The organism is Acetobacter sp. DmW_136 (assembly GCF_008690365.1).
Taxonomy (GTDB): domain Bacteria; phylum Pseudomonadota; class Alphaproteobacteria; order Acetobacterales; family Acetobacteraceae; genus Acetobacter; species Acetobacter oryzifermentans.
This window is the reverse complement of the sequence record NZ_VHON01000028.1, coordinates 72,680-98,358: the sequence shown is the minus strand read 5'-3', so window position 1 is coordinate 98,358 and position 25,679 is coordinate 72,680. Positions and strand designations below refer to the sequence as shown.

The 25,679-nt window shown below is 51.1% G+C and carries 18 protein-coding genes; 8 read left to right on the top strand and 10 right to left on the bottom strand.

The window, feature by feature from the left end; genetic code table 11:
* Positions 1-31 precede the first annotated feature (31 nt).
* From FKW31_RS09900 to FKW31_RS09885, 4 genes are read left to right on the top strand one after another with little or no spacing between them, the layout of a single operon-like run.
* Positions 32-1,189 (top strand): ABC transporter permease, encoded by a 1,158-nt coding sequence (locus tag FKW31_RS09900; protein WP_063354678.1) that lies wholly within the window; start codon positions 32-34, stop codon positions 1,187-1,189.
* Positions 1,189-1,974, top strand: coding sequence for an ABC transporter ATP-binding protein (locus tag FKW31_RS09895; RefSeq protein WP_006115380.1), 786 nt, complete (start codon positions 1,189-1,191; stop codon positions 1,972-1,974). The genes FKW31_RS09900 and FKW31_RS09895 overlap by 1 nt, the downstream gene beginning before the upstream one ends.
* Before the next feature lie 5 nt (positions 1,975-1,979).
* Complete coding sequence (locus tag FKW31_RS09890) at positions 1,980-2,936, top strand: MlaD family protein (RefSeq protein WP_006115381.1); 957 nt, start codon at positions 1,980-1,982, stop codon at positions 2,934-2,936.
* Positions 2,936-3,523, top strand: a complete 588-nt coding sequence (locus FKW31_RS09885; protein WP_193562068.1) for a PqiC family protein — start codon at positions 2,936-2,938, stop codon at positions 3,521-3,523. Before FKW31_RS09890 ends, FKW31_RS09885 begins: the two co-directional genes overlap by 1 nt.
* A 57-nt stretch (positions 3,524-3,580) precedes the next feature.
* Here the strand turns inward: FKW31_RS09885 and FKW31_RS09880 are convergent, their stop codons facing one another.
* The 7 genes from FKW31_RS09880 to FKW31_RS09850 all read right to left on the bottom strand — a co-directional run bounded on the left by FKW31_RS09880 (position 3,581) and on the right by FKW31_RS09850 (position 15,604).
* Complete coding sequence (locus tag FKW31_RS09880) at positions 3,581-5,026, bottom strand: glycosyltransferase family 4 protein (protein ID WP_150178439.1); 1,446 nt, start codon at positions 5,024-5,026, stop codon at positions 3,581-3,583.
* Between the two features lie 75 nt (positions 5,027-5,101).
* Positions 5,102-6,253: a hypothetical protein gene (locus FKW31_RS09875; protein ID WP_150178438.1), complete on the bottom strand. Its 1,152-nt coding sequence runs from the start codon at positions 6,251-6,253 to the stop codon at positions 5,102-5,104.
* 69 nt (positions 6,254-6,322) lie between these two features.
* Entirely contained in the window at positions 6,323-9,409 is a 3,087-nt protein-coding gene (locus FKW31_RS09870; protein ID WP_150178437.1) for a glycosyltransferase, read from the bottom strand.
* Between the two features lie 65 nt (positions 9,410-9,474).
* A complete protein-coding gene (locus tag FKW31_RS09865; protein WP_150178436.1) occupies positions 9,475-11,247 on the bottom strand; it encodes a tetratricopeptide repeat protein in 1,773 nt (590 codons plus the stop codon).
* A 47-nt stretch (positions 11,248-11,294) separates the two neighbouring features.
* Positions 11,295-12,758, bottom strand: coding sequence for an HlyD family type I secretion periplasmic adaptor subunit (locus tag FKW31_RS09860; RefSeq protein ID WP_006115386.1), 1,464 nt, complete (start codon positions 12,756-12,758; stop codon positions 11,295-11,297).
* 4 nt (positions 12,759-12,762) lie between these two features.
* The gene (locus tag FKW31_RS09855) at positions 12,763-15,018 is read right to left on the bottom strand and encodes a peptidase domain-containing ABC transporter (RefSeq protein ID WP_081461405.1); all 2,256 of its coding nucleotides are present in this window, start codon (positions 15,016-15,018) and stop codon (positions 12,763-12,765) included.
* Between the two features lie 181 nt (positions 15,019-15,199).
* Positions 15,200-15,604 carry a hypothetical protein gene (locus FKW31_RS09850; RefSeq protein ID WP_193562065.1) on the bottom strand — a complete coding sequence of 135 codons (405 nt, stop codon included), beginning with the start codon at positions 15,602-15,604 and terminating at the stop codon, positions 15,200-15,202.
* Between the two features lie 90 nt (positions 15,605-15,694).
* On the opposite strand from FKW31_RS09850, the gene metH reads away from it, so the two are divergent.
* The 4 genes from metH to purF are packed head-to-tail and all read left to right on the top strand — an operon-like array spanning position 15,695 to position 21,683.
* On the top strand, positions 15,695-19,201 hold the full coding sequence (gene metH, locus FKW31_RS09845; RefSeq protein ID WP_150178435.1) for a methionine synthase: 3,507 nt from the start codon (positions 15,695-15,697) through the stop codon (positions 19,199-19,201).
* A gap of 21 nt (positions 19,202-19,222) precedes the next feature.
* Complete coding sequence (locus FKW31_RS09840) at positions 19,223-19,573, top strand: phosphoribosyl-ATP pyrophosphatase (protein WP_150178434.1); 351 nt, start codon at positions 19,223-19,225, stop codon at positions 19,571-19,573.
* A gap of 51 nt (positions 19,574-19,624) precedes the next feature.
* On the top strand, positions 19,625-20,149 hold the full coding sequence (locus FKW31_RS09835) for a CvpA family protein (protein WP_006115391.1): 525 nt from the start codon (positions 19,625-19,627) through the stop codon (positions 20,147-20,149).
* Between the two features lie 46 nt (positions 20,150-20,195).
* The gene (gene purF, locus FKW31_RS09830) at positions 20,196-21,683 is read left to right on the top strand and encodes an amidophosphoribosyltransferase (protein WP_035352246.1); all 1,488 of its coding nucleotides are present in this window, start codon (positions 20,196-20,198) and stop codon (positions 21,681-21,683) included.
* A gap of 82 nt (positions 21,684-21,765) precedes the next feature.
* On the opposite strand, the gene FKW31_RS09825 is transcribed toward purF, so the two are convergent.
* From FKW31_RS09825 to FKW31_RS09815, 3 genes are read right to left on the bottom strand one after another with little or no spacing between them, the layout of a single operon-like run.
* Positions 21,766-22,464: a membrane integrity-associated transporter subunit PqiC gene (locus tag FKW31_RS09825; RefSeq protein WP_006115393.1), complete on the bottom strand. Its 699-nt coding sequence runs from the start codon at positions 22,462-22,464 to the stop codon at positions 21,766-21,768.
* A gap of 4 nt (positions 22,465-22,468) precedes the next feature.
* The gene (locus tag FKW31_RS09820; RefSeq protein WP_063354686.1) at positions 22,469-24,178 is read right to left on the bottom strand and encodes an intermembrane transport protein PqiB; all 1,710 of its coding nucleotides are present in this window, start codon (positions 24,176-24,178) and stop codon (positions 22,469-22,471) included.
* Positions 24,175-25,644, bottom strand: coding sequence for a paraquat-inducible protein A (locus FKW31_RS09815; protein WP_150178433.1), 1,470 nt, complete (start codon positions 25,642-25,644; stop codon positions 24,175-24,177). Before FKW31_RS09815 ends, FKW31_RS09820 begins: the two co-directional genes overlap by 4 nt.
* Positions 25,645-25,679: the final 35 nt, after the last annotated feature.

Here is a 25,679-nt window from a genome sequence, read left to right as displayed (position 1 = left end):
CTTGCCTGTGCCGTAATGTCGCCACCAAATTATGGTTGATCAATCTTCCTCTTCCGGTCTTCACAAGACTCCCGACACCCCTTCGTGGTCTCTCCAGAACACGGCAGATGGTGTATGTTTGAACGTTGAAGGGGCTTGGACAGTTCAGGCAGGAGGTGCAACCCCCTTCCCGCAAGATAAACTACCGATAGAGCCGGGCCATACCCTCCATATTAATACAACCGGTTTAAAAAACTGGGATTCGGCTTTTGTTGCCTTTTTGTGGGATGTCAAACAGGCCGCCAGCAAGGCACAGCTTCATTTTGATGAGCAAAACCTTCCGGCTCCCGCGCAAAGGCTTCTCGCCCTTTTACCCGATGCACCTGCCGAGCCTGCACAACCTCCGCGCAACAACGAAGGTATTTTTGCGCGTGTAGGTGATATGACCCTGAATGGGTTGACCGAAACAGGCACAGTAAGTGAGCTGGCATTAGATACCGCCAAAGGTGCCGCACAGGCTGTGCGTGGCAAAAGTGCCATGCGCATGAAAGACCTGTTGCTGGATATCTGGAATGCTGGGCCAGATGCCTTGCTGATTGTCGGCATCGTCAATTTTTTGGTGGGTGCCATTCTGGCTTTTGTCGGACTGGTAGAACTGCGGAAATTTGCTGCGGAAATTTACGTTACAGACTTGGTAGGCATTGCCTGCGCGCGTGAAATTTCTGCTATCATGACTGCTATTATCATGGCGGGCCGAACTGGCGGTGCTTACGCAGCCCGCATTTCCACCATGCTGGGTAACGAAGAAATTGATGCCCTACAGGTGTTTGGCATTCCCATCTCCAGTTACATTCTGCTGCCATCCATTGTCTCTCTCGCGCTCATGATGCCGCTGCTCTATCTATATGGCACTATTGTTGCGATTTTTGGTGGCTTTGCCGTTTCCATGAGCATGATGGATGTTTCCCCCATCGGCTATTGGATTTCCACCTTTGATGGTGTGGAGCTGAAGGAATTTATCTTCGGGTTTATCAAATCCTTCTTTTTCGCCAGCTTTATTGCACTGGCAGCTTGCCGTGTAGGCTTAAAAGCCGGACGCAGTGCGGCTGATGTTGGCATTGCCGCCACACGCGCTGTGGTTATTGGCATTGTGGGTATTATTGCCATGGATGCCATTTTTGCCGTGATAGCCAACGCGCTTGGAATCTGATGATGTCTGATGCAGAAACCCTTATTTCCGTTCGCGATCTGCAATTATCGTTCGGCCCCAAGATCATTCAGCAAAATGTTTCCTTTGATCTGAAACGTGGCTCCATCTTTGCCATCATGGGTGGTTCAGGCTGCGGCAAAAGCACGCTGCTTAAAAGCATGATCGGGCTGCTACGACCAACTGCCGGGCAGATTCTGGTAGATGGGGAAGATTACTGGGCGCAATCAGATAACCGTCGCACTGATATTAACCATCGTTACGGTGTACTGTTTCAGAGTGGTGCTTTGTGGAGTTCCATGACGGTAGGGGAAAATGTAGCCCTGCCCTTGGAAATGTTCACCTCACTCAAGCCTGACACCATTCGGCGGTTGGTGGAATTAAAACTCGGGTTTGTTGGTATGGAACAGGCGATTGATCTGTTCCCTTCTGAAATCTCCGGCGGCATGTGCAAACGCGCAGGGCTTGCGCGCGCCATTGCTCTGGAGCCCGATATCCTGTTTTTTGATGAACCCTCCGCAGGGCTAGACCCCATTACGTCTGCCCGGCTGGATGATCTGATCCTGACATTACGGGATGGGCTGGGGGCAACCATTATGATTGTCAGCCATGAACTGCCCAGCCTGTTTGCCATTGCAGACGATGGCATCTTTTTAGATGCCAAAACACACACACCCATTGCGCATGGTTCACCGCGCGCATTGCATGACACCTGCAAGATTCCGGAGGTAACGGCGTTTATGAACCGATCTGCCTCTATTCCCTCCGCAGATAAGACAGAAGGCTGAGCGGCATGTCTCAAAGCACAAACCGGAAAACTCTGATCGGCGCGTTTGTGATCCTTGGCGGCTTGCTGGGCCTGTTCATTATTATGGCTTTTGGGCACATGCGCTTTTTCACACCCTCGCGTGAAGCCGCTGTTGTGTTCCAGAACTCTATCACCGGTCTTTCTGTGGGTGCGCCTGTAAATTTCCGCGGCGTTAAGGTTGGAACAGTTAAAAACATTACGCTGCGTTTTGATCCGCAAGACCGTAAAGCTTACATCCCTGTTGTGCTTACGCTGGAGCCAGATCAGATTCATGTAGTTCGGGATGTGCCGGGGGGCACAAAAGTGAGCATTCAGGAAATGATCAGCAACGGACTCCGCGCTGAACTGAACCTGCAAAGCTTTGTAACGGGCCAATCCAATATTGAACTGGATTTTGATAAATCCGTCACACCCGTTTTACACCCACGCATTACCGACTTGCCGGAAATTCCTGTGCGTCTTTCCACTATGGAAAAGCTGAAGGACACTATCGGCCAGATTCCGATCAAGGATATCAGCCACCATGCAGATCTGGCTCTGCTGTCTATTACATCCCTAAGCGATCATCTGCGTGATGATCTGCCGCCGTTGATTTCCAGCGTAAAGGAAACAGCAGATCGCTCCCACGAGACGGTGCAGGCCGCAACCGATGCCATTAAGGATCTACAAGCCAAGCTGGATGTAACGCTCCTGAAAATGGACAAGCTGATGGACACCGGAAATACGCAGCTTGATGCACGCGGCAAAGATCTGCACGCAACATTAGCCTCTGCTACAAAAACTCTGGATTCCTTGCAGGATATCCTCTCACCACGTTCTATCGACCGAGCAAATCTGGATGCCTCACTGCGGGATATTGCTGCTGCTGCGGCCTCCCTACGTGGCTTCGCCAGCGATGTGGAACGTAACCCGCAACTTCTGCTGATGGGACGCCGCCCATGATGTTTCCTCCTCGCCGTATTGCTCTGGCTTTTTTGGGAGCCTGTACCCTGCTTGCAGGCTGCGCCTCTCCTCCCCTCCGGCTTTACACACTTGGCATGCCGGGAGACCGGGACGTTCAGCAGCCGCACCTTTCTACCCGCTTGACCACCATAAAAATTAGCCGCACGGTACTGCCTGATTATCTTGATAGCCAGGATATGATCACCCGGCAGGGAGAAGAAGTTATCCGTAGCCCGCGCTCACGCTGGGCAACACGGCTCTCTCTCGGCATTACGGATTTGGTGACCAACGAAATTGCATCATCCCACCCCAACGAACTGATTACAGATCAGCCATTGGCCGATGCAGCCAATATGCGCGTTCAGATCAACGTTTCTCGTTTTGATGTGAATGTAGATGGGCAGGCGGTCTTGGATGCAAACTGGGCCGTTATCCCACGGGATCCTAAAAAGCCGCTTATTCGTAACCGTGCGCATCTTACAGCTACCGGGTCTGTTTCTACGGATGCGGATACAGCATCCTTAATGCGTAATCTGGTTATTCAACTGGCAGACCAAGTTAATCTGTCCATTCCATCCACGCAGTAACAAAGCTGCCCGATATAACCACTTACGCGTAATTTCTGGTTATATCGGGTTGGGCTTCTAGCCCCGCTTTTTAACTGAAGCAGTTTTGCGCGGTTTTGCGGCTACTTTCTGAGCCACAGGACGTATTGTTTTTGCCGCAACAGAAGGCGCTGCTTTTTTGGTAGTGCGTGCAGCAACAGTTTTACTGGCAGCACGACGAGACACTGGCTTTCTTACAGGCTTTGCTGGCTTTTGTGTTTCTTCCAATTCTTCAGAATAAGAAAAACTAGCCTCAGCTCTGTGCGTTGCAATCAAACGCGCAATAAGCGCTTCATATTCAGCCAGATACGACTTGATACACAGAGTTTGTTCAGCTTTTTCTCTAACTGCGCGACGCAAACGGGTTGCCAGCGGCTTATTATTCAGCAGTTCCAGCACACCATCGGCAATTTTGTCTGGTTCTGTAAACGGCACCAGCACAGCGGTTTCCTGATCTGTCAGAAACTCCTGTACTGGGGCTGTCGCGCTTCCAACAATAGCGCACCCCATAGCCATTGCCTCGCGCAGAGACCACGAAGCCACAAAAGGATATGTGAGATAAACATGCGTATCTGAACGTTGTAGAAGACGCAGAAAATCTGGGTAATCAACTTTACCAGCAAAGTGTACCCGGCTTAAATCCAGTTGCCCTTCCAGCTCCTGAAGCATTTTCTCCCGCCAACAACCAGATGCCAGCGGTGCGCCGTAACTCACACCATCTCCCCCAACCATAATGACATGCGCGTTGGGTTGTTCTTCCAAAATTTGGGGAAGCGCACGCATAAACACATGGAAGCCGCGATAAGGCTCCAGATCGCGCGAGACATAGGTAATCAGTTTGTTCTTAGGTGAAATTTTGATATCACCCAGCTTGAATATCTTTTTTGCAAGTTTGGAATCTGGTTTACAGGTCTCCAGATCTACACCTTCACGCAGCACGGTAATTTTGTCTGCGGCCCATGCTGGGTAAGCGCTTTTCTGGAAATCAGTAGGCGTCTGGCCATAGCTGGGGCCAGTGAGAGCCAATAAGTTAATGGCGTTCTTGGCTCGCACAATAGGCAACATCTGGGGCTGAAGCGGAAATTCTGGATCAAACCCAACATCAAACCCAGGTTCTGTATGATAATAGAACTCAAAATACCCCAAGACAGGCACATCAGGGTACACATCCTGAATATTCAGCAGTTCTCCCCACCCGTGGTGGCCGATAATAATATCAGGCTGAAATCCTAGATTTTTGAGGGTGCGAGCGGCTTTTTCTACTTCATTGGCCCGCACCATTCCCATATCCAGCTCGCGCACGGCCAGATGAGCCTGTGCCGCAGCCCCACGGGGCATACGGTACCTTACCCGGCGCACACCCTTAATGGCGTTTTGATTATCTTCACTAATGAAAACAACTTCGTTATCACCGTTTTGCACCAGATGGCGCACAATGTGCAGATACTGGCCGGGAAAATTTTGATGGATAAAAAGGTATTTCAAACCTGCACCTGCGTGCTGCTCTAATCACAAATAAAAAACAGGCCCGATATTTCAACCGGACCTGTTCCTACATATTTAACGACGGGAAGGCTTGCGCCCACGTGCGCCACCGCGCCCTGCTGCTTTAGGCTTTGCCGCTTTCTGGGCGGTAGAAGAAGCACGACGAGGCTGAGGTTTGGCTGTGCGCCTTACTGGTTTAACCAGAATTTCCTCTTCAGCATCATCTTCTATTTCTTCTTCAAGCTCTTCTTCCTCAAGAAGTTCGGCTGCCTCTTCCAGAACTTCAGCTTCCAGTTCTTCTATTTCTTCTTCCAACAGAGCGGCCAAGTCTTCTGCGGCATTCTGCTTCCGTTTACGCCCACCCCGCTTGGCTTTACTTTCTGCATCACGCGGAAGAATTTCAACAAGGAAAGCTTCTAATGGTGCAAGGCTATCAGCTTCTACGGGTTCACCGTTATCAACAGGCCCAATTTTGGTGCCATCCGTAAAGCTGGCTGTAACTTGGCAAATGAATTTTTTAGCCGCAGCACCTTTCAGGCGCACACACAAACCCAAAATAGGCAATGCCATTCCGCGGCTGCCACAATACTGGCCACCTTCTACCCACGGAGAGAGCCACCCTTTACCCAGAACAGCCTGATATTCAATATCATCAGACTGAATGAGATGAGCGGGTGCGATACCAAAACCTTCAATCCATGCCTGGCTACCCGGCACACCCATCCATTCACCAAGGATACCGGTAACATCACCACGCCGTTGGATATGGGCCCCAATTTCTGGCTTCTGGGCCAGCGCAGCTTCTGCGGGTGCTGTTTCTTTTGGAGCAGCAGCGGCTCCTTCAGGTGCTACAGGTACAGCAGCAGTTGCAGGAACGGGCAACGGATCAGATTCCGCACTTAGCTGAATCACTTGCAAACGCGGTGCATCATGCCGCGTGTTCATTTCCTGATAAATAGTGATCATCACCTGTGCTGGGCCACGGCGCACACGTACCAATGCAGCATTGTTTCTGCCGCCCATCCAGCCATCTTGCTCAAACGTGACAATCTGCACATTGCCCGGAGCAGAAACAGGAGAAAGAGAAACACGAACCCCAGGCAAACCGGCAGATGTTGGCGGCTGCTGACCTGCTGCATGGCTGATGCAGAACAGACCGGTCTGGAGTGTCATCAGATGACCTGTGACTTTCAGATCAGTAATCCGCTGCTGGCTTGCCTGAGACATAAAACCTCTTCCATCCTAAATTTTCAGCTAAACTGTAAAACAAAAAAACACCGGTAAGTAAAGAAAGAGTTAGGTAAGCGAAAGCCTTCTTTTTTTCTCCATCTCTCTCCCCTTTTCCAGTAATTTCTTATTCAACTCCTGTATGGAAATACCAAACGGTACCACGCTTCCCAATCCTGTGGAACGAATGCGCTCTGCTGGGGCTCCCAGATCAAATGCAACAACATGCAATCCGGCTTTCCAGATATCTCCCAAAGCAAAACACCATGTTTCCGGCCATACAGACGGAAGCAAAGCGATGTCCGCATCTACTGCATGGATTAAGGAAACAACATCCTCTTTTTGGAACTCACCTGTTACAAAAATACGTTCTGTTTTTAACAATCGCGCATCATCACGTGTATGGCCTACAACCACAAACTCCAGCGGCAAATCGCGCAAAGCAGCATCCACTGCCAGTGCGAGCAAAATGTCATAACCTTTTTCTGGCCCTATGCCACCCACAACACACACCCGAATGCGCGGTGCAGTGCGTTTAAGACCTTGCGCCAAAAATGCACTTGCTTGTGCTGTTTTACGTTCAACCTGAACTGGAAACTGAAATTGCTTTTTTAAAAAGCTGTCTTTTTCCAGCCTTCGCACAGAAAAACGGACATCAGAAAAATATTTTTGCATCCTTCGCCCTGTATCGCGCGAGGGCACAAAAACCTGCTCTGCTTTTTTTAGAAAAATATGTGCCGCTTTACGATAGGCCGCAACACTCAGCGCATCATCCACGCGCCGCCCTAGCACCGTCACGCACACTTCACATGTGGCCACATCGGGTTCACCGCAATAACGATTTTCCCACCCCATTAATGAAATACGCGGGCAAAACCAGATATAATCATGCACAAACACATCATATGCGCATTTCAAACGTGCAGGCAGATCCATAACTTGCTGATCATGCCCGGCAGTTTGATGGAACTCAATTCGTCCCACGCCTTCTGCATGTAAGAGACGCAGCAAAAGCGCCATCTCCTTGGCAAACGTAAAATATAAGGAAGGATATTTTGCTGGGCTCCCCCCATCTTCCAGCACACATCCCTGCTCAGATGGACGTAAGATAAGTGGGCGTATTTTCCGGTCACACCAAAAGGCTATGCGCTCTTGCACCACCTTTTCCACACCACCACCTACGGCATGTGTGACCAACAAGACGGCTTGATCTGAAAAATCTTCTGCCCTGGCACTTCTAAAACGAACAAGATCAAGGCGCCTGCGTTCTGGAAAAAGTGGATCTGCCGCCATCCAGCGCGCAACGTAATCATGATACCCAGGGTGCAATTGCTCCAGAACCTTTTGGTTCCGCACCATTAAGGGGCTGCCACTTTCTCCAAACGAACTGCTGCCCACATGCGCCACAAACACACCGGAAGCAACCATATGCTTCCACCCAAGAGCACGGGCACGCATACAAAAATCGTTTTCTTCACCATAGCCTTGTGCAAACACATCCTCACGGAGCAACCCGGTCTGCTGCAAACAGTCATGGCGAATATACATGCAAAAACCATGAGCCGTGGGCACTTCTACAGCACGCCCCCTATTGGCTGCCTGTGCCATTTGCATGAACATATCTGTTTCTTCCTGATCCGGTACCGGATTTGCACCGTTTTTATCTGGATAGGAAAAAATACTGGCATCATTAGAAAGCGGCGTTACTGTTCCTGTATCTGGTGCTGCATAGGCAATTTTGCGTAATGCTTCCAGCCATCCTTCTGCCACCAATGTATCGCTATTCAGCAAGACAGCATCATGCGCAATGAGATGACGAAGCGCTTCGTTTACCGCACATGGGAATCCACCATTGCGCGCCCTTTCCAGATACCGGAAACCTGCCTGCTGACAAAAAACTGAAACAGAGGTGACCAAATCTGGCTCCGGGGATGCATCATTCACCACCCAAACGTGCACAGCGTCTTTTGGTTTCAGACTTGCTTGCACACTATGCAAACATGCTAAAGTAAGCATAGAATTTTTAAAAACTGGAATAACAACAACGGTTCCAGCAGTATCACCCAAAACCTTTGGTTGTGCGCCGCCATCTTCCATAACTGGAATAGGTATAATTTTTGGAACAGACACGCATGATTGAGACAGATCTTTCCCTTTGGTCTGCTCTGCTATGTAGTGTGCAATCTGGCTAACCCCAGAACGCAGCATATCCGGATCTATCGGACTCCCGGCTAGATCTTTTCCATCAGGCCCCACCACCCTTACCGGACCTTCTGGCAATGCAGAAAAAGGAATTGTGAACGCCCTATATCGCGCTAATGGTTGTTTTGAACTCACAGAATCACAAAAATCTTCTGCGGAAAACGTTAGAATTTTCTTATTTGTTTTTACATCTAGAATGTTCAAAAGAGGCGCGTTATCGGAATCATGCGGCAGCCAGACCCAGCCTGTCAGTCCTTCTTCTCCTGCATCCACCAATCCTTCGCACTGCATGATTTTTTGTGGACACACACCGCCATCTGGAAAAATCATGCCCTGAGCAGGCATTATGCAAAGCGTATGCGCCGTTTGCCACCCTGATGGGCAAAACCAAGCCCCCTTTTTACGCACGGCTTTTTTTAGATGACCATCAACAACCAGTTGCAGTCCTTTTGCTGGAAGGCCTACCCCTACAATTTGGCCATTCCCCCGCACTCCATACCAACTGGGCATGCCATTCAAACGTGCAATAATTGTTGCCAATTTTTCTATATCTGGTGTGCAGGCATAATATGTGAGCAAATGCCGTATAGAGAGCAAAGCCTGATACCCAACACCATTGGCCTGCTTTAATGTTGCCCGCAGGCTCCACCCTTCACGAAAATCAAATTTTTCTAAAAGCTGATCTAAAAGTTCAACAGCAGCATCATTGTTTCCCACTGCCTGACGCGCCAAAACCAGCGCAAACATAACATGTGGGTTATCACGCGCTTGTCTGTTCGCTCTTTCCAGCCAATCCCGCGCTAGGGCGTAAGACCCTGCTTGCCAGGCAACATTTCCCTGCCTGAAAGATTCCTGTGCTGCCGCACTTGCGCGTTGTTCATACGCAGTTCGGTCTGCCTCCGTGACAAACCCTGCCTGCTGACTCTCAGACTGTTTCAGGGCTGCCATAAATATGCACCTACTCTTTTAATTATACTGTAAAATAAAATACCAAACCTTTTGAAATTTGAAGAACTTTTCTAGGAAGGTGCTTTGACACCCTCATCAACTCCAAGCTTGGAAAGCTCAATACTTGCTTGCAGAATATTCTGCTTTTCTGCTTTGCGATACCAAGATCTGGCTTCTTCCAGGTTCTTGTCTCCACCAATTCCATTGGCCAGATAACGCCCCATCATCAACTGCGCGAGGCCATGACCGCCTTCTGCCGCCTGTTGAAACCATGACCGTGCCAGAACCAAATCTTCTGGAATTTCATGCCCACCACCATACATGGCGCCAATAGAGAACATAGCATCCACATTGCCAGAATCCGCTGCTTTTCTATACCACTGTAGGGCCTGTGGATGATCTTTTACACCGCCTGTTCCTGTAATCAGCAGGTGTCCATAGGTAAGCTGCGCTTCGGTCATGCCAGATTCAGCAGCCTTTTCCATCCACTCCCGCCCTTCTTGAGGGTTACGTTCTGCACCGCGTCCCTCTAGCAGCATACGTCCATACCAATACTGCGCATTTACAACCTTATCGGCAGCTTTACGTATCCACTTAAGAGCCTCTTCCTCATTCTTCTGAGAGCCAAGCCCTTGGGCAAGCGCAACACCAACATTAAACGCAGCCAGAAAATCATCCTGTGCCGCAGCTTTCCGATAACATTCTAAAACTTCGGCAGCTTCTGCTGTGGGAACAATACCCGCCAAGGCCAGATTACCCAATTCAGCCGTAGCTTCCTTATCGCCCTGCTCTGCTGCAATTTTAAACCACTGCGCGGCTGCCTGCGGATCTTTTGGTACCCCCGTGCCACTCAGATAAATATTGCCTAATATACGACTGGATGCGGCATGCCCCTGATCCGATGCAAAACGATACCAAGAAATAGCTTCTGCATAATTGGGGGGCATATCGCCTCCCCGTCCGTGCATATCCCCCAAAATGGCAGCGGCTTCACCATCCCCCGCCAAGGCGGCACGCCTTAACCACGTTTCACCTCGCACAGTATCACGCGCAACACCCTTGCCAGAAAGCAGGGCCAAACCATATTTTGCTTGCGCACCACGAACTTTCTTTTCCGCTGCTTTTGCAAAATATTGTGTGGATTCAGGAATGTTTTGCGGAATACCTATGCCACGTTCCGCCATAACACCCATAAGATATTGGGCAGTACCCATATCACCATCAGCAGCTTTTTTTAGCTCAACTGCGGCATCTGCATAATCTTCCTGCGTTTTTGCTTTAGCAAGCGCTGCAAGACCAAGCCCCAGATGCCCCTGCACGCAACCACTGGCAGCAGCCTTTTGATACCAATCCAAAGCCTGTTCAGGATTACGAATTTCTTCCGGGCCAGCTGTTAAAATATACCCATACAGGGCCTGACCATCAGCATATCCAGCCTCTGCTGCACGCTGGGCCCAGTGTGCAGCTTTAATAAAATCGGGCTCTCTCTTGGTTTGCTCGGCTGAATTATCAAAAATTGATTTCGGTGCATGATCTTCCACTTCCTGTGGCAGACCATGCAGATACAACGTTGCAAGAATAAAAGAAGCCTGCGCCCATCCATTCTGGGCAGCACGGCGCATCCAGCGTGCGCCTTCCACCAAATCTGGCGGTGCCCCTTTTGCCGTTAAATAACATTGACCTACTAGAAATTCGGCCTCTGGAGATCCTTCCCGTGCAAGAACGGCCAGTTGGCTAAACGCGACATTAGGTTGGTTTTCCAGTTGTGCTTTGGCCTGCTCAAGCCGCGTTTGTATATCTTTGCCCGACTTGCCAAACGTTTTCTGAAACAGTTTCCAGACCAAAGCACCAACCCTCTACAACTCAGAGTATTATATTTCACCCTTTCTAATCAGGGTTCGCGCATACCATTTGTCATCAATGGCACAAAGCTGTTCAGCATATATTGCATGATAGTACGCTTACCAACACGAATATCCGCCGTAACTGGCATACCTGGCTGTGGGTGAAAGAAATTGGGCACATTATGCAATGTATATTTATCTACCCGCAGACGAACTCTGTAAAAGGACTTGGAAGTGTTATCTGGCGTAACATCTTCTGAGCTTGGCCCACTTCCGTTACCCGACACAAAAGAGTCTGCACTGATAGTTTTTACAGTTGCTTCAGCACCACCATATTGCTGGAAAGGGAAGGTCGCAAACTTCACCAAAGCTTTATCACCAAGACGCACAAAACCTGCATCTTCTCCGGACATAGCAGTTTCAATTTCCAGCCCCTTACCTACAGGCACAAGAGTCATAATTTTTTCGGCTGGCGTTACAACAGATCCGACTGAAACTTTGGCAATATTAAGCACAACAGCATCTTCATCCGCTTTAAGCCCGACCATACTGTTATGTAAAACAGCTTTTTGATAAGAGCCTTTGGCTTCGGACAGCTTATGCTGCGCGGAAATCAGATCTTTATAAATCTCTGCTTTCCACGTTTGAATGTAACCTTCTTTTTCAGATATAGCAGCCGCCAGTTTATTCCGTGTTGAAGATGCCTGCTGCTGGGCCGAAATCTGTGAGCGCTCAACTTCCATCAAATCGTTCTGAGCACTTAAAGTGGAAAGTCGGCTACCTACCTGATCCTTCTGCAACTGCATACGCATTGTATGCACATCACCAGCTACCTTTGCGCGAGCGGCATACATTGCAGCATTTGCAACGTAACCCTGTAAATCACTTTGCAAACTGGCAATCTGCCTGTTGTAGTTTTCGACTTTAGCATCAAATTCTGCCATCCGTCGCAAATAGGCTTCGCCCTGCGGCAAGGTTGCAGCATTGTTTAGGTCGGGTTTGTAAGTCTGTCCGTTAGCTTCTGCTGTAAGACGATCCACCTCTGCTTGATACTGATCCATCTGAGTTTTCAGATTTTCACTATCTGCACCAGTTTGCGTGGGGTCTAGATGCGCAAGAATATCACCTTTATGGACAAAATCCCCTTCCCTCACATCAATAGACCGCACAATTGATGTATCCAAAGGCTGTATTACCAATGAAGCTTCACTGGAAACCAATCGCCCTTGAGTAGAAACAACACGATCCAGCGGAAACACTGTAAGCCCGATTAAGGAAAACAGCATCAATCCGCCAATAATCCAAATCATATACTGAGCGGTGGGCGTGGGTGGCATATTGACCAGCGCCGCCGTTGGAGAATGAAACTCCAACAATGCAACGGGCATATCCCCTGGTGCATACGGATCATCCGCCTGCTTAAGGAAATCATCCGAAGAGGGCACTACCTCTTGCTGCTGGTTATTGCCTGAAGAACCTTGTGGCACAATATGTGCATCCTGTTCGCTCATGGGATTATTCTCCTTCCGCGATCAAAGATGCATCTCCAGATTGGGCACGAGATTCCGTATGCCGGTTCTGCTGCATCCAAAGTGTCCGATAAATATCACACCGTTCAAGCAGAACGTCATGTGGCGCAATATCAACCACTGCGCCCTGATCCATCACGCAGATCTGATCACAATTCACCAAAGAAGATAGTCGATGAGAAACAATCACCATGGTACGGCCTTTACCAATCCGTTCCAGGTTGGCGTTAACCAAAGCTTCACTTTCTGGATCCAAAGCAGACGTTGCTTCATCCAAAATCATTAGCTTAGGATCAGTAATGACAGCACGCGCAATGGCAAGGCGCTGGCGTTGCCCACCAGAAATATTGGTTGAACCTTCCTCAATAAAGGTTTCGTAACCTGCTGGCATCCGCTCGATAAATTCTTCAGCACCTGCCATTCTGGCAGCGTGAACGACATCATCTATCGTAAACCCTGGGCGGCCAGCGGTAATGTTATCACGAATAGTGCCACGGAACAGGAAGTTATCCTGCAACACAACCCCGAACGAACGGCGCAAATGGGTTAGATTAATTTCACGCAGATCAACACCATCCAGCTTGAGATAGCCTGTATAAGAACGGCTAACACCTTGTAGCAGACGTGTAATGGTGGATTTACCTGAGCCGCTTCGGCCAACAAGCCCAAGCATGGTGCCTGCGGGAACTGAGAAGTTTACATCCTTCAAAGCCAGCCGGGTAGAACCTGGATAAGAAAAATTCACATTTTCAAAGGAAAGCGCCCCCTGAATACGTGGACGCATACCCGTTGTAAGGGCTTGTGTTTCTGTAGGCTGGTTCAACACCGAGGCAGCTTCCCCCAAGGAAGCCATGACTTCGTTGAAGTCATCCATAAGCCTTGCCACTCCAACCAACGGAGCAGCCACACGGCCACCCAGCATCATGAACGCAATCAAGCCGCCCACGCCCACTGTGCCGGGGCTAACAAGAGCCAGATAGGCACCCACAAGAATGATGCCACGACTGATAAACAGATCTAGCGGCATAACCAATGTCTGAGGCCAGTTTGAAAAACGCCCCACGGCAAGCTTCCAGCGGATAACGTTTGCCGTAGCATCATCCCATGTCTGTTTGCGGATTGGCTCCAAGGCCAATGTTTTCAGCGTACGAATACCAGCCACGCTTTCATACAAAATAGCGCTTCGTTCCCGGTCTGCAGCCAACTGATTCCCCATCAGCTTGGCCAGCGGCCCCATAGCCACCACCACAATCAAACCAATAAGGCCAGCACAAGCCACAGTCATCCATGCCAGCGTCGAACTGAGAATGAACAGGAAAGGCAAAATAACAACCAGTGTGAACAAATCCAGAAAGGTCGACATCAGCCGACCTGTCAGAAAATCTCGCACTTTATAAATGGCCATTACACGCCCAAGCACGTTCCCCGCCTGTTGCCGTTCAAAATACTCCAACGGCAAGGATACAAGACGATTAAACAGATGCAGTGAAATACGAGAATCGATACGCGTTGTGAGCACCAAGGACAGCTCACGTCGGGCGTAACTGATTAAAACTTCATAAATCGAAAATATAAACAGCAACCCAGAAATCGACACGAGTGTCGACATCGAGTGGTAGCCTACAACCTTGTCCACCACCTGCATAACAATAAGCGGGGGGAAAATTTGCAACAAACTCAATGTCATGGATGCAATGCATATATCACGCAAGGAGCGCTTTTCACGCAGCACCATCTTAGCCAGCCAACCCAGACTGACTGGTGCCTCGGCTTCTGATTGCCCTTTGCGCTGCTTAATAAGCAGAATATCGCCCGTCCAGATTTGGGACAAGCGCAGCTCATCCACCGGCACAGCGGCTACGGCAGCCCCTTTAAGCGGATCTTGCAGCCATACAACACCACGCTCTGGTGTTGCGTTGGTCATCAACGCTGCCGAACCATCACGGAACATCAGAACGATTGGCGGCGAGTTCACCATCTTAACAAGATAACGCCACTTTATCCGTATTGCCTTTGCAACAGCACCCTGATCTTCCAACCAGCGCACCAACGTTGCAGGAGATGGCGTATTTTCCCCCGGTTCTGCCGCAAAATCACGGATATCCAGCTCCAGACCGTGATACTTGGCAGCTGCAATAACAGCTTTCAGTCTGATAACCGGTGCAGAAACAGGAGCCCCTTGGCCGCGCTCTGTATTTGAAGAAGAACCGGCCTGTTCCGGCACATGATCAGTCTGGTCCACGCACAACCCTTTTGGTTAAACCAACTCAACAAACAGCAATACCGTACAAATATAGCAGAGACTTGTTCGCCCGGCACATGCGCCGTTATGACAGGAGAAGACACACTCTCCAAGTTTTTCTATGTGGTTTATCACAAAATCCATGAAGAAAACGAAGCAGTACCTAAAGTTAGAAACCATTTTAATCAGGAAATTGATAAAAAGAATTTAAAAACCCTTCTTTCCGCAACCGGTTGCGCACTTTTTGTGCTTCATTTTCGCAACATATAACCCATACCGAGCGATAAGGCTCGCAGCGCCCCAGAACACTTTGTTGAGCCTGCGCCAGCAAAAAAGCCGATAGGCCCCCTTGCCCCACACAACAGACGCATTGGGCAGAATGACGCCCAAATTCTGGCCCCAGCACTCCGCCCCAGCGCCAGACATGCTGCCATTTTGCCTTCTGTTCTTCTGTTACTTCTGTATTAACAAGTAAAAGTGCATCTTTGTGCCCGTATGCTGCATCATCTGGCACTGATGTACAAACATGCAGCATTATCCGGCCATCCTTGGGCTTTGCGCTCTGCTTCATAAGGCTAGTGGACATACGGGCTGCTCTCTGAAATAACGTGAAACCCTGTGCTTTGCGGTGTTGGGAAAGCACTCTTCCCTTTCCTTTATATATTTTATGGTCGCCATGTCTTCTCGTCTGCCTCTTCTTGATGCCCTCCGTGATCAGGTTCTGCTTTGTGATGGAGGCATGGGTTCACGTATCCAGATGCTGGATCTGGATGTCCAGCGTGATTACTGGGGGCAGGAAAACTGCACCGAAATTCTCACGCTCTCACGCCCGGAACTTATCCGTGAAATCCACCGCGGTTATTTTGAAGCTGGCGCAGATATGGTGGAAACCAACACCTTTGGTGGCTCCCCCATCACACTAGGCGAATTTGGGCTGACAGATAGAACGCGTGAGATCAACAAAAACTCCGCCCTATTGGCGCGTGAAGCCGCAGAAAGCTTTGCCGATGGACGCGCCCGCTATGTTCTGGGTTCCATGGGGCCTGGCACCAAGCTGCCCTCTCTGGGCAATATTGATTATGATAGTTTGGAAGCTGCTCTGGCAGAACAAGCACGCGGCCTGATTGAAGGCGGCGTAGATGCCATCCTAATTGAAACCTGCCAAGACACACTCCAGATTAAAGCTGCCGTAAACGGTGTAAAAATTGCCCGTGCAGAACTTGGTGCTTCCACGCCTATTTTTGTGCAGGTTACCGTAGAAACCACAGGCACCCTTCTGGTAGGGCCAGATATTGCTGCGGCAGCCACAGTCATTCACAGCCTTGATGTAGATCTGATGGGTCTGAACTGCGCTACAGGCCCGCAGGAAATGGCCGAACATGTAAAATGGCTAGCTGAAAACTGGCCGCGGCTGATTTCCGTCCAGCCCAATGCGGGCCTGCCTGAACTCGTAAACGGCCAGACCCATTACCCCCTAACTCCCGCAGAAATGGCTACATGGGTTGAGCGCTTTATTACAGAAGATGGCCTAAATCTGATTGGCGGATGCTGTGGCACTTCCACACCGCATACAGAAGCGCTGGATGCCATGTTGCGCCGCCGTGCAGAAGGAACAGGCCGCCTGCGCCCTGCCCCTGTGCCGCGCACATCCGTATGGGTGCCTTCTGTTGCCAGCCTTTATTCTCAGGTGCCGCTCCGGCAGGAAAACGCCTATTTCTCCATTGGGGAACGCTGCAATGCCAACGGCTCCAAGAAATGGCGCGAACTTCAGGAAGCGCATGACTGGGATGGCTGTGTAACTGTTGGGCGTGAACAGATACGAGAAGGCTCTAATGCTCTGGATATCTGCACGGCCTTTGTAGGCCGTAACGAACGTGCAGAAATGGATGAAGTAATCAAACGCTTCACCTCATCCGTAAACGCACCATTGGTAATTGATTCCACCGAAACACCGGTGATTGAAGCCGCTCTCAAGCTGCATGGTGGCAAGCCCATTATCAACTCCATCAACTTTGAAGATGGTGAAGGTCCTGCTTCAGACCGCATGACACTGGCCCGTAAGTTTGGTGCCGCTGTTGTTGCCCTGACCATTGATGAAGAAGGCATGGCCCGCAAGCCAGAAGACAAGCTGCGCATTGCTAGCCGCCTTGTGGAATTTGCCTGCGAAAAATACGGTCTGCCACAATCTGACCTGATGATAGACCCCCTCACCTTTACCATCGCCACCGGTGCGGAAGATGACCGCAAACTGGGGCAATGGACGCTTGAGGGCATTAAAATGATTCGGGATGCCTTCCCGGATATTCAGATCGTACTAGGCCTCTCTAATATTTCCTTCGGGCTGAACCCAGCAGCCCGTGCTGTGTTGAACTCGGTCTATCTGGATCATGCCGTCAGAGCAGGCATGACAGCCGCTATTGTGCATGTTTCCAAAATCCGTCCACTGCACCTGATTGCCCCCGAAGAGGTAAAGGTTGCGGAAGATCTGATTTTTGACCGCCGCACAGAAGATTATGACCCATTACAAACACTTCTGGCCATGTTTGCAGACCGTAAGGCAGCAGATGCGGTGAAGCGCAAACGGGCTGAAACGGCAGAAGAACGCCTGAAAGACCGTATTGTTGATGGGGACCGAAAAGGGCTGGAAGCAGACCTTGAAGAAGCCATGCAGAACATGGCTCCGCTGGATATCATCAACACCGTTCTGCTGGATGGTATGAAGGTGGTTGGAGAACTGTTTGGTGCAGGCAAAATGCAGCTACCATTCGTGCTGCAATCTGCCGAAACCATGAAAGCCGCCGTTGCCTATCTGGAACCGCATATGGAGCGGACAGATGGCCAGCAGCGCGGCACAATTGTGCTGGCTACAGTAAAAGGCGATGTGCACGATATCGGCAAAAACCTTGTAGATATCATTCTCACCAACAATGGGTACCGTGTTGTCAATCTGGGCATCAAAGTGCCTGTGCAGGACATGATTGAAGCCGCACGCAAGGAAAAGGCCGATGCCATTGGCATGTCTGGCCTGTTGGTGAAGTCCACCGTTATCATGCGTGAAAATCTGGAAGAAATTTCACGCGCTGGGCTGGATACACCCGTTCTGCTGGGTGGCGCCGCCCTTACCCGCAACTATGTAGAAGAAGATTGTGTTGCTGCCTATGCACCCACAGGCCGGGTGGCTTACGCGCGCGATGCTTTTGATGGCCTGACCCTTATGGATCAGGTCAGCCAGAAAAATTTTGATGATTATCTGGCCGCCATCCAGAAACGGCGTGAAGGCAAAGCCACCCGCACCAATGCCCGCGCGCCAGAAACGGCAGAAACACGCGGTTTTGGCCCTGTTGATGTTGCAGCAGCCCGCGCACGGCGCGAACGCCTGACAGCAGATGAACCACCCATGGTTCCGCCATTCTGGGGTTCCCGCGTTCTGGAAGCTACACCGGAAGCCGTTCTGCCGTTCCTGAACGAACGCGCACTTTACCAGTTCCAGTGGGGCTTCCGTAAACAAGGCCGCTCCTTGGATGACTTCTTGATCTGGGCACGGCAGGAATTGCGCCCGATCCTGCGCCGCATGCTGGATCTGACAGCCAAAGAAAATATTCTCAAACCGCAAGCCATTTATGGCTACTGGAAAGCCGCCGGCGATGGCAACGATCTGGTGCTGTTTGAAGAAGACGGCACAACCGAAGCCTGCCGTTTCACCCTGCCACGGCAGCCAAAAGCGGATGGCGAATGTATTGCTGACTTTGTGCGCGATATATCAAACCCAGAACGTGATGTTATCGGCCTACAAGTTGTAACAGTCGGCCAGAAAGCATCCGACATCGCCCGCGATTGGTTTGAGGAAAACCGGTATCAGGATTATCTGTACCTGCACGGTCTTTCCGTTGAAATGGCAGAAGCCATGGCCGAATACACCCACAAGCGTATCCGGGCCGAACTTGGCTTTGCTGGGGAAGATGCCCGCGATATGGAAAAGCTGCTTCAGCAGGGATATCGCGGATCTCGCTATTCCTTTGGGTATCCGGCCTGCCCGCGCCTGGAAGACCAGCACCCCATTCTGGCCCTGCTGGATGCCGAACGCATTGGGGTTTCCCTAACAGATGGAGATCAACTCCATCCGGAACAGTCTACCTCCGCCCTTGTTATTCTCAACAAGCACGCAAAATACTTCACAATCTAACACCATTGACCAAGGGTGAAGATGCAGCGCATCATTCACCTTATGGTTACCTCACCCCCACCTGCCTCTCCTCCAGCCAGCGTCGCTCTCAAGCGGCTCTGTCGGCAGGTTGGGCTCCATGCCACAAACTGCACTGCCGCGTTTATAGATAACCGGCAGCAGGATGTGGTGCATGAAAGTGCCTTGTTCCTGCAAACCCTACACAAATTGTGGGAAAGCCAAAACGTTGATCCGGCTGAAGTATGGACAGAACTGCTGCGTAGGCTGGAAGTGGCAGAATTGCTGATGAAGCTGAACCAACCCCCGCACAGAAAAAAACGAAACGGCAAGATTGTGCGCCCTTGGCGCGTCACCACCAGCAAGCTACCATAAAATACAGAAGCGCATGACAGGTCGCTCATACATTGGCATAAAGCGTCCCTCATGGCTGCCATAGATGCTCTCTCTCTGCTGATTATTGGCCTGTCTGCCCTGCATGGCGCATGGCGGGGGTTTACGCGGCATGCGTTAGGCTTTGTCAGTTGGGGCATTGCCATTGTGCTAGCTCTGCGCTTTCACGCAGTTTTTCTGCCCTATGTGCAGCGCTTTATCACCTCTTCTGCGGGTGCGCAGATAGGCGCCTTTATTCTGCTGCTGCTGGGCGTGCTGTGCGCTGGCTATGTGCTGTCTGCAGCTATTGTCCGAATCGTGAAAGCAACACCATTGGATGCGCTGGATCGGCTTCTTGGGCTGCTTTTTGGTATTGTGCGCGGGATGTTTTTGGTGGTCGTGCTCTTCATGGCCGCACAATGGCTTTTGCAACCCCAAGACATGGCCGCCCTGACAGAAGATAGCCGACTGGCCCCTTACATCCGGCTCGGTGCATCCCATATCCAGCCATATCTACCGGATTTAAGCGCAAAAGGGGTTGCGCGGAATCCTTCTACAGGTCATGACGCCACCTTGTGATCCCATACGGCCAGTTTCTGACCTTCTGCGGAGGCCCTGCACGCTTATGCTCGCCCATCCCACGCCGTCTGCTTCCTTACCTGATCCACTGACACTGGATGATGACCATCCGCACGAAGAATGTGCTGTCTTTGGTATCTGGAACGCTAAGGATGCTGCCCCCCTTACCACTCTGGGTTTGCACGCCCTTCAACACCGCGGGCAAGAAGCCGCTGGTATTGTGTGTTTTGACCCGCAGGAACGTCGCTTCCATTCTCACCGGGGCCTTGGCCTTGTCAGTGATGTGTTTGCAGATTCCCGCGTTATGGCCACGCTTAAAGGCACACGCGCCATTGGTCATAACCGCTACGCCACAACAGGCGCTACGCTGCTCCGCAATGTGCAGCCTTTGTTTGCTGAATTTGCGTTTGGCGGCTTGGCCGTTGCCCATAACGGCAACCTCACCAATGCGGACACCCTGCGCAGCGAACTTATCCGCCGTGGTTGCCTGTTCCAATCCACGACAGATTCGGAAGTTTTCATCCATCTGATTGCCATCTCTCTGTACGCAACAGTAGAAGACCGGCTGATTGATGCGCTTAAACGGGTAACCGGCGCATATTCGTTGGTTGTGCTATCTGAAGAAGCGCTGATTGGTGTGCGAGACCCCATGGGTGTGCGCCCGCTGGTGCTCGGCAAGCTGCCATCTGAAGATGGTAAACAACCTTCTTGGGTGCTCGCATCAGAAACCTGTGGTCTGGACATTATCGGCGCAGAATTTGTGCGTGATGTGGAACCGGGCGAACTGGTTGTGATTGATGAAAACGGTATCCGCTCTTTGCGTCCGTTTGGTGACACGCACCCACGCTTTTGCGTGTTTGAATACATCTACTTCGCACGCCCCGATTCTGTTCTGGAAGGCTTGCCTGTTTACGAAGTGCGTAAGCAGATCGGCCACGAACTGGCGCGCGAAAGCCATGTAGATGCGGATGTTGTGGTGCCAGTGCCCGATTCTGGTGTGCCTTCTGCTATCGGCTATGCTGAAGCCAGCGGCATTCCTTTTGAACTGGGCATTATCCGCAACCATTACGTGGGCCGCACCTTTATCGAACCCACAGATCAGATCCGGCATTTGGGCGTGAAGATGAAACACTCCCCCAACCGCCCTATTCTGAGCGGCAAGCGCGTTATTCTGGTGGATGATTCCATTGTGCGCGGCACCACATCCCGCAAGATTGTGGATATGGTGCGGGCTGCTGGTGCAACAGAAGTGCATATGCGCATTTCTTCCCCACCCACACGGCATTCCTGCTTTTATGGCATTGATACGCCAGAACGCAGCAAGTTGCTGGCTGCCCAGAATGATCTGAAAGCCATGGCGGAACTCATTGGCGTAGATAGCCTTGCCTTTATCTCGCTTGATGGGTTGTATCGCGCTATGGGTTATAAAGACCGTCAGTCGAGCGATGCCCGCTATTGCGATGCCTGCTTTACGGGGGAATATCCTATCCCCCTTATTGACCATGATGCGGAGTTTGGCCCAGGCACCGCCTGAAGCCAGCATTCTCACCAAATAAAAAAGCGGCCAAGTTGGCCGCTTTTTTTGTAACCTTTATTCTCCACGCTTTCGCGCAAGATCACCCATGCTGTGCTTTCTTGCGCACAATAGTATGCCGCCCAGAGGATTGCCCGGAAGGAAGCTGGCGCAACTGCTGCGCAGCAACATCTGCCAATTGGCCCAGAAGCTGGCTTAACACCTGTACCATTGGCATGGTGGCACTGGCCTGTGTGCCTTGCAGTGTAAAGTTCTGCATATAATACTGCTCATCCTTACCGGGAGCGCCAGCAGAAGCAGGCTGGATGGATAACGTGGCATCCAACTCCACATTACCTGATGGGCCAGTTGAGAAGCGGCTGATGGACATATCCACATAGGCCTCTGGTTCTGTCGCCACTGTATCATTCTCTACAAACACGCCTGTACCCGGCAGGCGCTGTGCCAGATCACCCGCCATAACGCGGCTGATCTGTGCTGGCAAAGAATCACTCCATGCATCAGCAGAAGATACTGTAAGCTTATAGCCACTATCTGCCGTAACAATCCGATCCCGATCCAGACCAGATGCCACGGTTGGTAGGCGCACTTCTACAAAGCGCGGGCCACCCGGTTGCGGTTGGCCGGGCGTAACCGCCAATGTGTAAAGTGAAGGGCTACCGCCAGAGCATGCGGTTAGCGTAACAGCCATAACACCCAACCCGGCCACACCACTCAGGCGGAGCAACATACGCCGGTCAAGACGGGTGTTCATGGGCTTACAAGAAACAGTTTGCGTCATGATCTTATCGTCCTGAAAGCAGTGCGGAAGGATGATTGGTCAGGAAGTCTGACAGGAAACGCAGGGAGCGCGCTGTCTGCCCCAACTGCACCACCATGGATTGCAGATTGCGATGGAAATCACTGTTGCCGCCATAACTGGCCAGCAAGCGGTTGGCATTTTGCAGGGTTTGATCAAGCTGCTGTGCCATTTCTGGCAGACGCTTGCTCAACGGTGCCATGCCGTTGCGCAGATCCTTTGTAAGAGCCTGCAGGTTCTGCATGGAATTCCGCAACCCAACCAGAGACTGCTTTACGTCTGGGCTCACCAGTGTCTGATCTGCATGGGCTAGCAGGTTATTGGCGTTTGTACCAATCTGTTCAAATGGCATCGCGGCCAAACGAGATGTAATGGTGGACAGGGAATCCATAATCCCGCCCATACCACCAGCTTGGCTTGGAATAACCAGCGTTGCGCCTTCCATGCTGGTTGTAGCGGGCGCTGGGTTCTTGATAAAGTTGAGGGAAATCATCCCCTCACCCGTCAGAAAGCTCACGCTATCTGTTGAGGCACGCAGGCCATTCGCTACCAAAGTGCGGAACATGTCTGTCAGATTATTATTCCGTAGCTCAGCCGAAGACAGCACACGTTCAGGCTGCACTTCCATGCCAATACGTACGCGCGGATGCCCGGGGTTGGAGCTTAGATCCAGCTTTACACTGGTTACATTCCCCACCTGAATCCCAAACATCGTCACCTGGCTGCCAACATCCAGACCTTTGACAGAAGACATCACATAAGTCGCAAGGGGCACGCGCTCACGGTAGCCCGCATTATCTGCATCCTCATGCGTGTCATACAGCTTGAACACTGTATTAGCCGGAGCCTCTGATGCCGGGTGCATGCGGCTTTCTGCAACAGGTGGCAAACCAAAAGCCACGCCACCAGAAAACAAAGCCTGCAAGGATTGCAGCTGCACTTTAAGCCCACCGGCACCAAATCCAACCTTAACGCCAGACACATTCCAGAAGCGGGAATTGGTATTTAGGTAATGGTCATAAGGGTCGCGCACAAAAATCTGGATCATCACCGGGCCGCGGCCGCCGGGTGGCATGGTGTACCCCAGCACTTCCCCAACATCCACATCACGGAAGAAAACAGGGGCGCCCTGCCCGATAGACCCAATATTACCCGCTACCAGCGTGTAAATACGGCCCGGCTGATCAGACCGCACACCCGGGGGCGCTTCCAACCCTTCAAACGTTGTGGTGCGTTTGCCTGCGGGGTGGCCATTTTTGTTCAGGCCAGGATCAAACGCAATATACGCACCAGACATCAGGGTTTCCAAACCGGTAATGCTGGCCCCATTGATACGCGGACGCACAACCCAAAACCGGCCGCTATCCGTAAGCATATCATTCGTACCCTTGTTCATACGGATACGCACTTTGACATGCCGCAGATCATCAGTCAGCGAAACATCTTCCACAGTACCTAAAACCACAGATTTGTTTTTCACCTGTGTCTGGCCGCTGGTCAAACCATCTGCCGTATCAAATACAACGGTAATTTCTGGCCCGTTATCCATAAAACTGCGCCAGACCAGAAAGCCCGCAATCAGCACGGAAACAATGGGAATAATCCAGATAATGGAAAACCGAATGCGCCTTACCAGAGCATCCTGAGCACTTTCCCCTTCTGGAGGAGAGAAATGATTATGACTGTGTCCGTTCACGCCCTGTCCGGCTCCATGTTGTCCCAATATGCAGCGGCCTCAATTTTTGCCGGACAATTTTGCCCGGCATCGGCTGGGGCCGTATCGCCGTTTTTGCCCGCTGCATCCCACATCAGCCGAGGGTCAAATGCATGCACTGCAAAAATTGTCAGCACCACTACGGCGGCAAAACATACCACACCACCATTGGCGCTGATGCTAGCCATACTGCTGAAGCGCACCATAGCCACCAGAATGGAAACCATGAACACGTCAATCATAGACCAGCGCCCGATAACATCTACCAGCCTGTAAAGTCTGGATCGAGCAGGCAGATTTCGTGCAGAATGGCACTTGGTGCTGATCACCATAAACAGCAGCCCGATAATTTTAAGAACGGGCACCAGCACACTGGCAAAAAGTACCAACAGGGAAAGCGGGATCATGTTGCTCTCCCACAGCTCTATGGCCCCTTCCACAATAGTATGCCCTGTTCCCGCACCCAGCCGGATAACGGTCATAACCGGGTAAATATTGGCAGGCAGGTAAAACACCACCGCAGAAACAAGCAGCGCCACAGTGCGGGCAATGCTGTCTGGCTTGCGTTGCCGCAACACATGCCCACAGCGTGGGCAAAAACCCAGTGGAGCTGTTTGATCCAACTTTTCATCAAACACCAGCACCGCAGAGCAAGAAAGGCAGGAAACCATATGGCTGGCTGGTGGGATCTGATCATCCAGCCCGATTTCCTCGCAGGTCAGACGCACACGTTGATTATCCATCCGCCGCAAACTGGTATCTGTTTGCCTGCGTCGCCAAATCAGTTCCGTATCCAAAGTGGCATCTGTGGCGGACATGGTAACCATAAGTGAGGCAACCAGAAAGACCGCTGCCCCAACTTGTACGTAAGCCATATCTGACAGCTTGGTATAGGCCACGAAAACGCCCAGAATATATACTTCCACCATCGACCACGGGCGTAAACGTTCATACCACTTCAGAAGATGCGGCACCCAGAACGGCAGCTTGGGCTGAAGTGCACCCACCAGCACAAGCATCATCATGCTGATAACAAGCCCCGGCACAATAATGGTGGCTATTGCCACCAACACGCCAATTTCGCCCCAGCCCTCATGCAGCAATTCTATCGGGCCGGTAAGGATATCTACGGTTCTCTCCCGCCCATACAGATCCAACATCATCAAGGTGGAAAGCAGCATGGCCAGGTAGAGAGATGCCGAACTGATGCAAAAGGCCAATGGCGTTGCGATAGGAGAGGTACGATTACGCCGATCCAGCAACTGCCCACACCGACAACACCGTGCCTGTGTTCCGGGCTTAAGCTCTGAAAGGTGCTGGTAATGGCCACAACAGGGGCATTCAACAATACCCTGCACAAGCCGAACATGCCGCTTTTCATCAACCGGAACATTCTGCCCGGGATTAAGGGCCTCCCGCACCAGGCCAAATAACTGCGACATATTCATACGGATAGTTCTTAAAACGAAAAAACCGTTCCGTC

Coding starts and splice junctions, on each gene's coding strand:
- FKW31_RS09890 (WP_006115381.1), top strand. CDS start 1,980: ATGTCTCAAAGCACAAACCGGAAAACTCTGATCGGCGCGTTTGTGATC.
- FKW31_RS09825 (WP_006115393.1), bottom strand. CDS start 22,464: ATGACGCAAACTGTTTCTTGTAAGCCCATGAACACCCGTCTTGACCGG.
- FKW31_RS09895 (WP_006115380.1), top strand. CDS start 1,189: ATGATGTCTGATGCAGAAACCCTTATTTCCGTTCGCGATCTGCAATTA.
- metH (WP_150178435.1), top strand. CDS start 15,695: ATGTCTTCTCGTCTGCCTCTTCTTGATGCCCTCCGTGATCAGGTTCTG.
- FKW31_RS09850 (WP_193562065.1), bottom strand. CDS start 15,604: ATGTCCACTAGCCTTATGAAGCAGAGCGCAAAGCCCAAGGATGGCCGG.
- FKW31_RS09885 (WP_193562068.1), top strand. CDS start 2,936: ATGTTTCCTCCTCGCCGTATTGCTCTGGCTTTTTTGGGAGCCTGTACC.
- purF (WP_035352246.1), top strand. CDS start 20,196: ATGCTCGCCCATCCCACGCCGTCTGCTTCCTTACCTGATCCACTGACA.
- FKW31_RS09900 (WP_063354678.1), top strand. CDS start 32: ATGGTTGATCAATCTTCCTCTTCCGGTCTTCACAAGACTCCCGACACC.
- FKW31_RS09875 (WP_150178438.1), bottom strand. CDS start 6,253: ATGTCTCAGGCAAGCCAGCAGCGGATTACTGATCTGAAAGTCACAGGT.
- FKW31_RS09860 (WP_006115386.1), bottom strand. CDS start 12,758: ATGAGCGAACAGGATGCACATATTGTGCCACAAGGTTCTTCAGGCAAT.
- FKW31_RS09815 (WP_150178433.1), bottom strand. CDS start 25,644: ATGAATATGTCGCAGTTATTTGGCCTGGTGCGGGAGGCCCTTAATCCC.
- FKW31_RS09840 (WP_150178434.1), top strand. CDS start 19,223: ATGCAGCGCATCATTCACCTTATGGTTACCTCACCCCCACCTGCCTCT.
- FKW31_RS09835 (WP_006115391.1), top strand. CDS start 19,625: ATGGCTGCCATAGATGCTCTCTCTCTGCTGATTATTGGCCTGTCTGCC.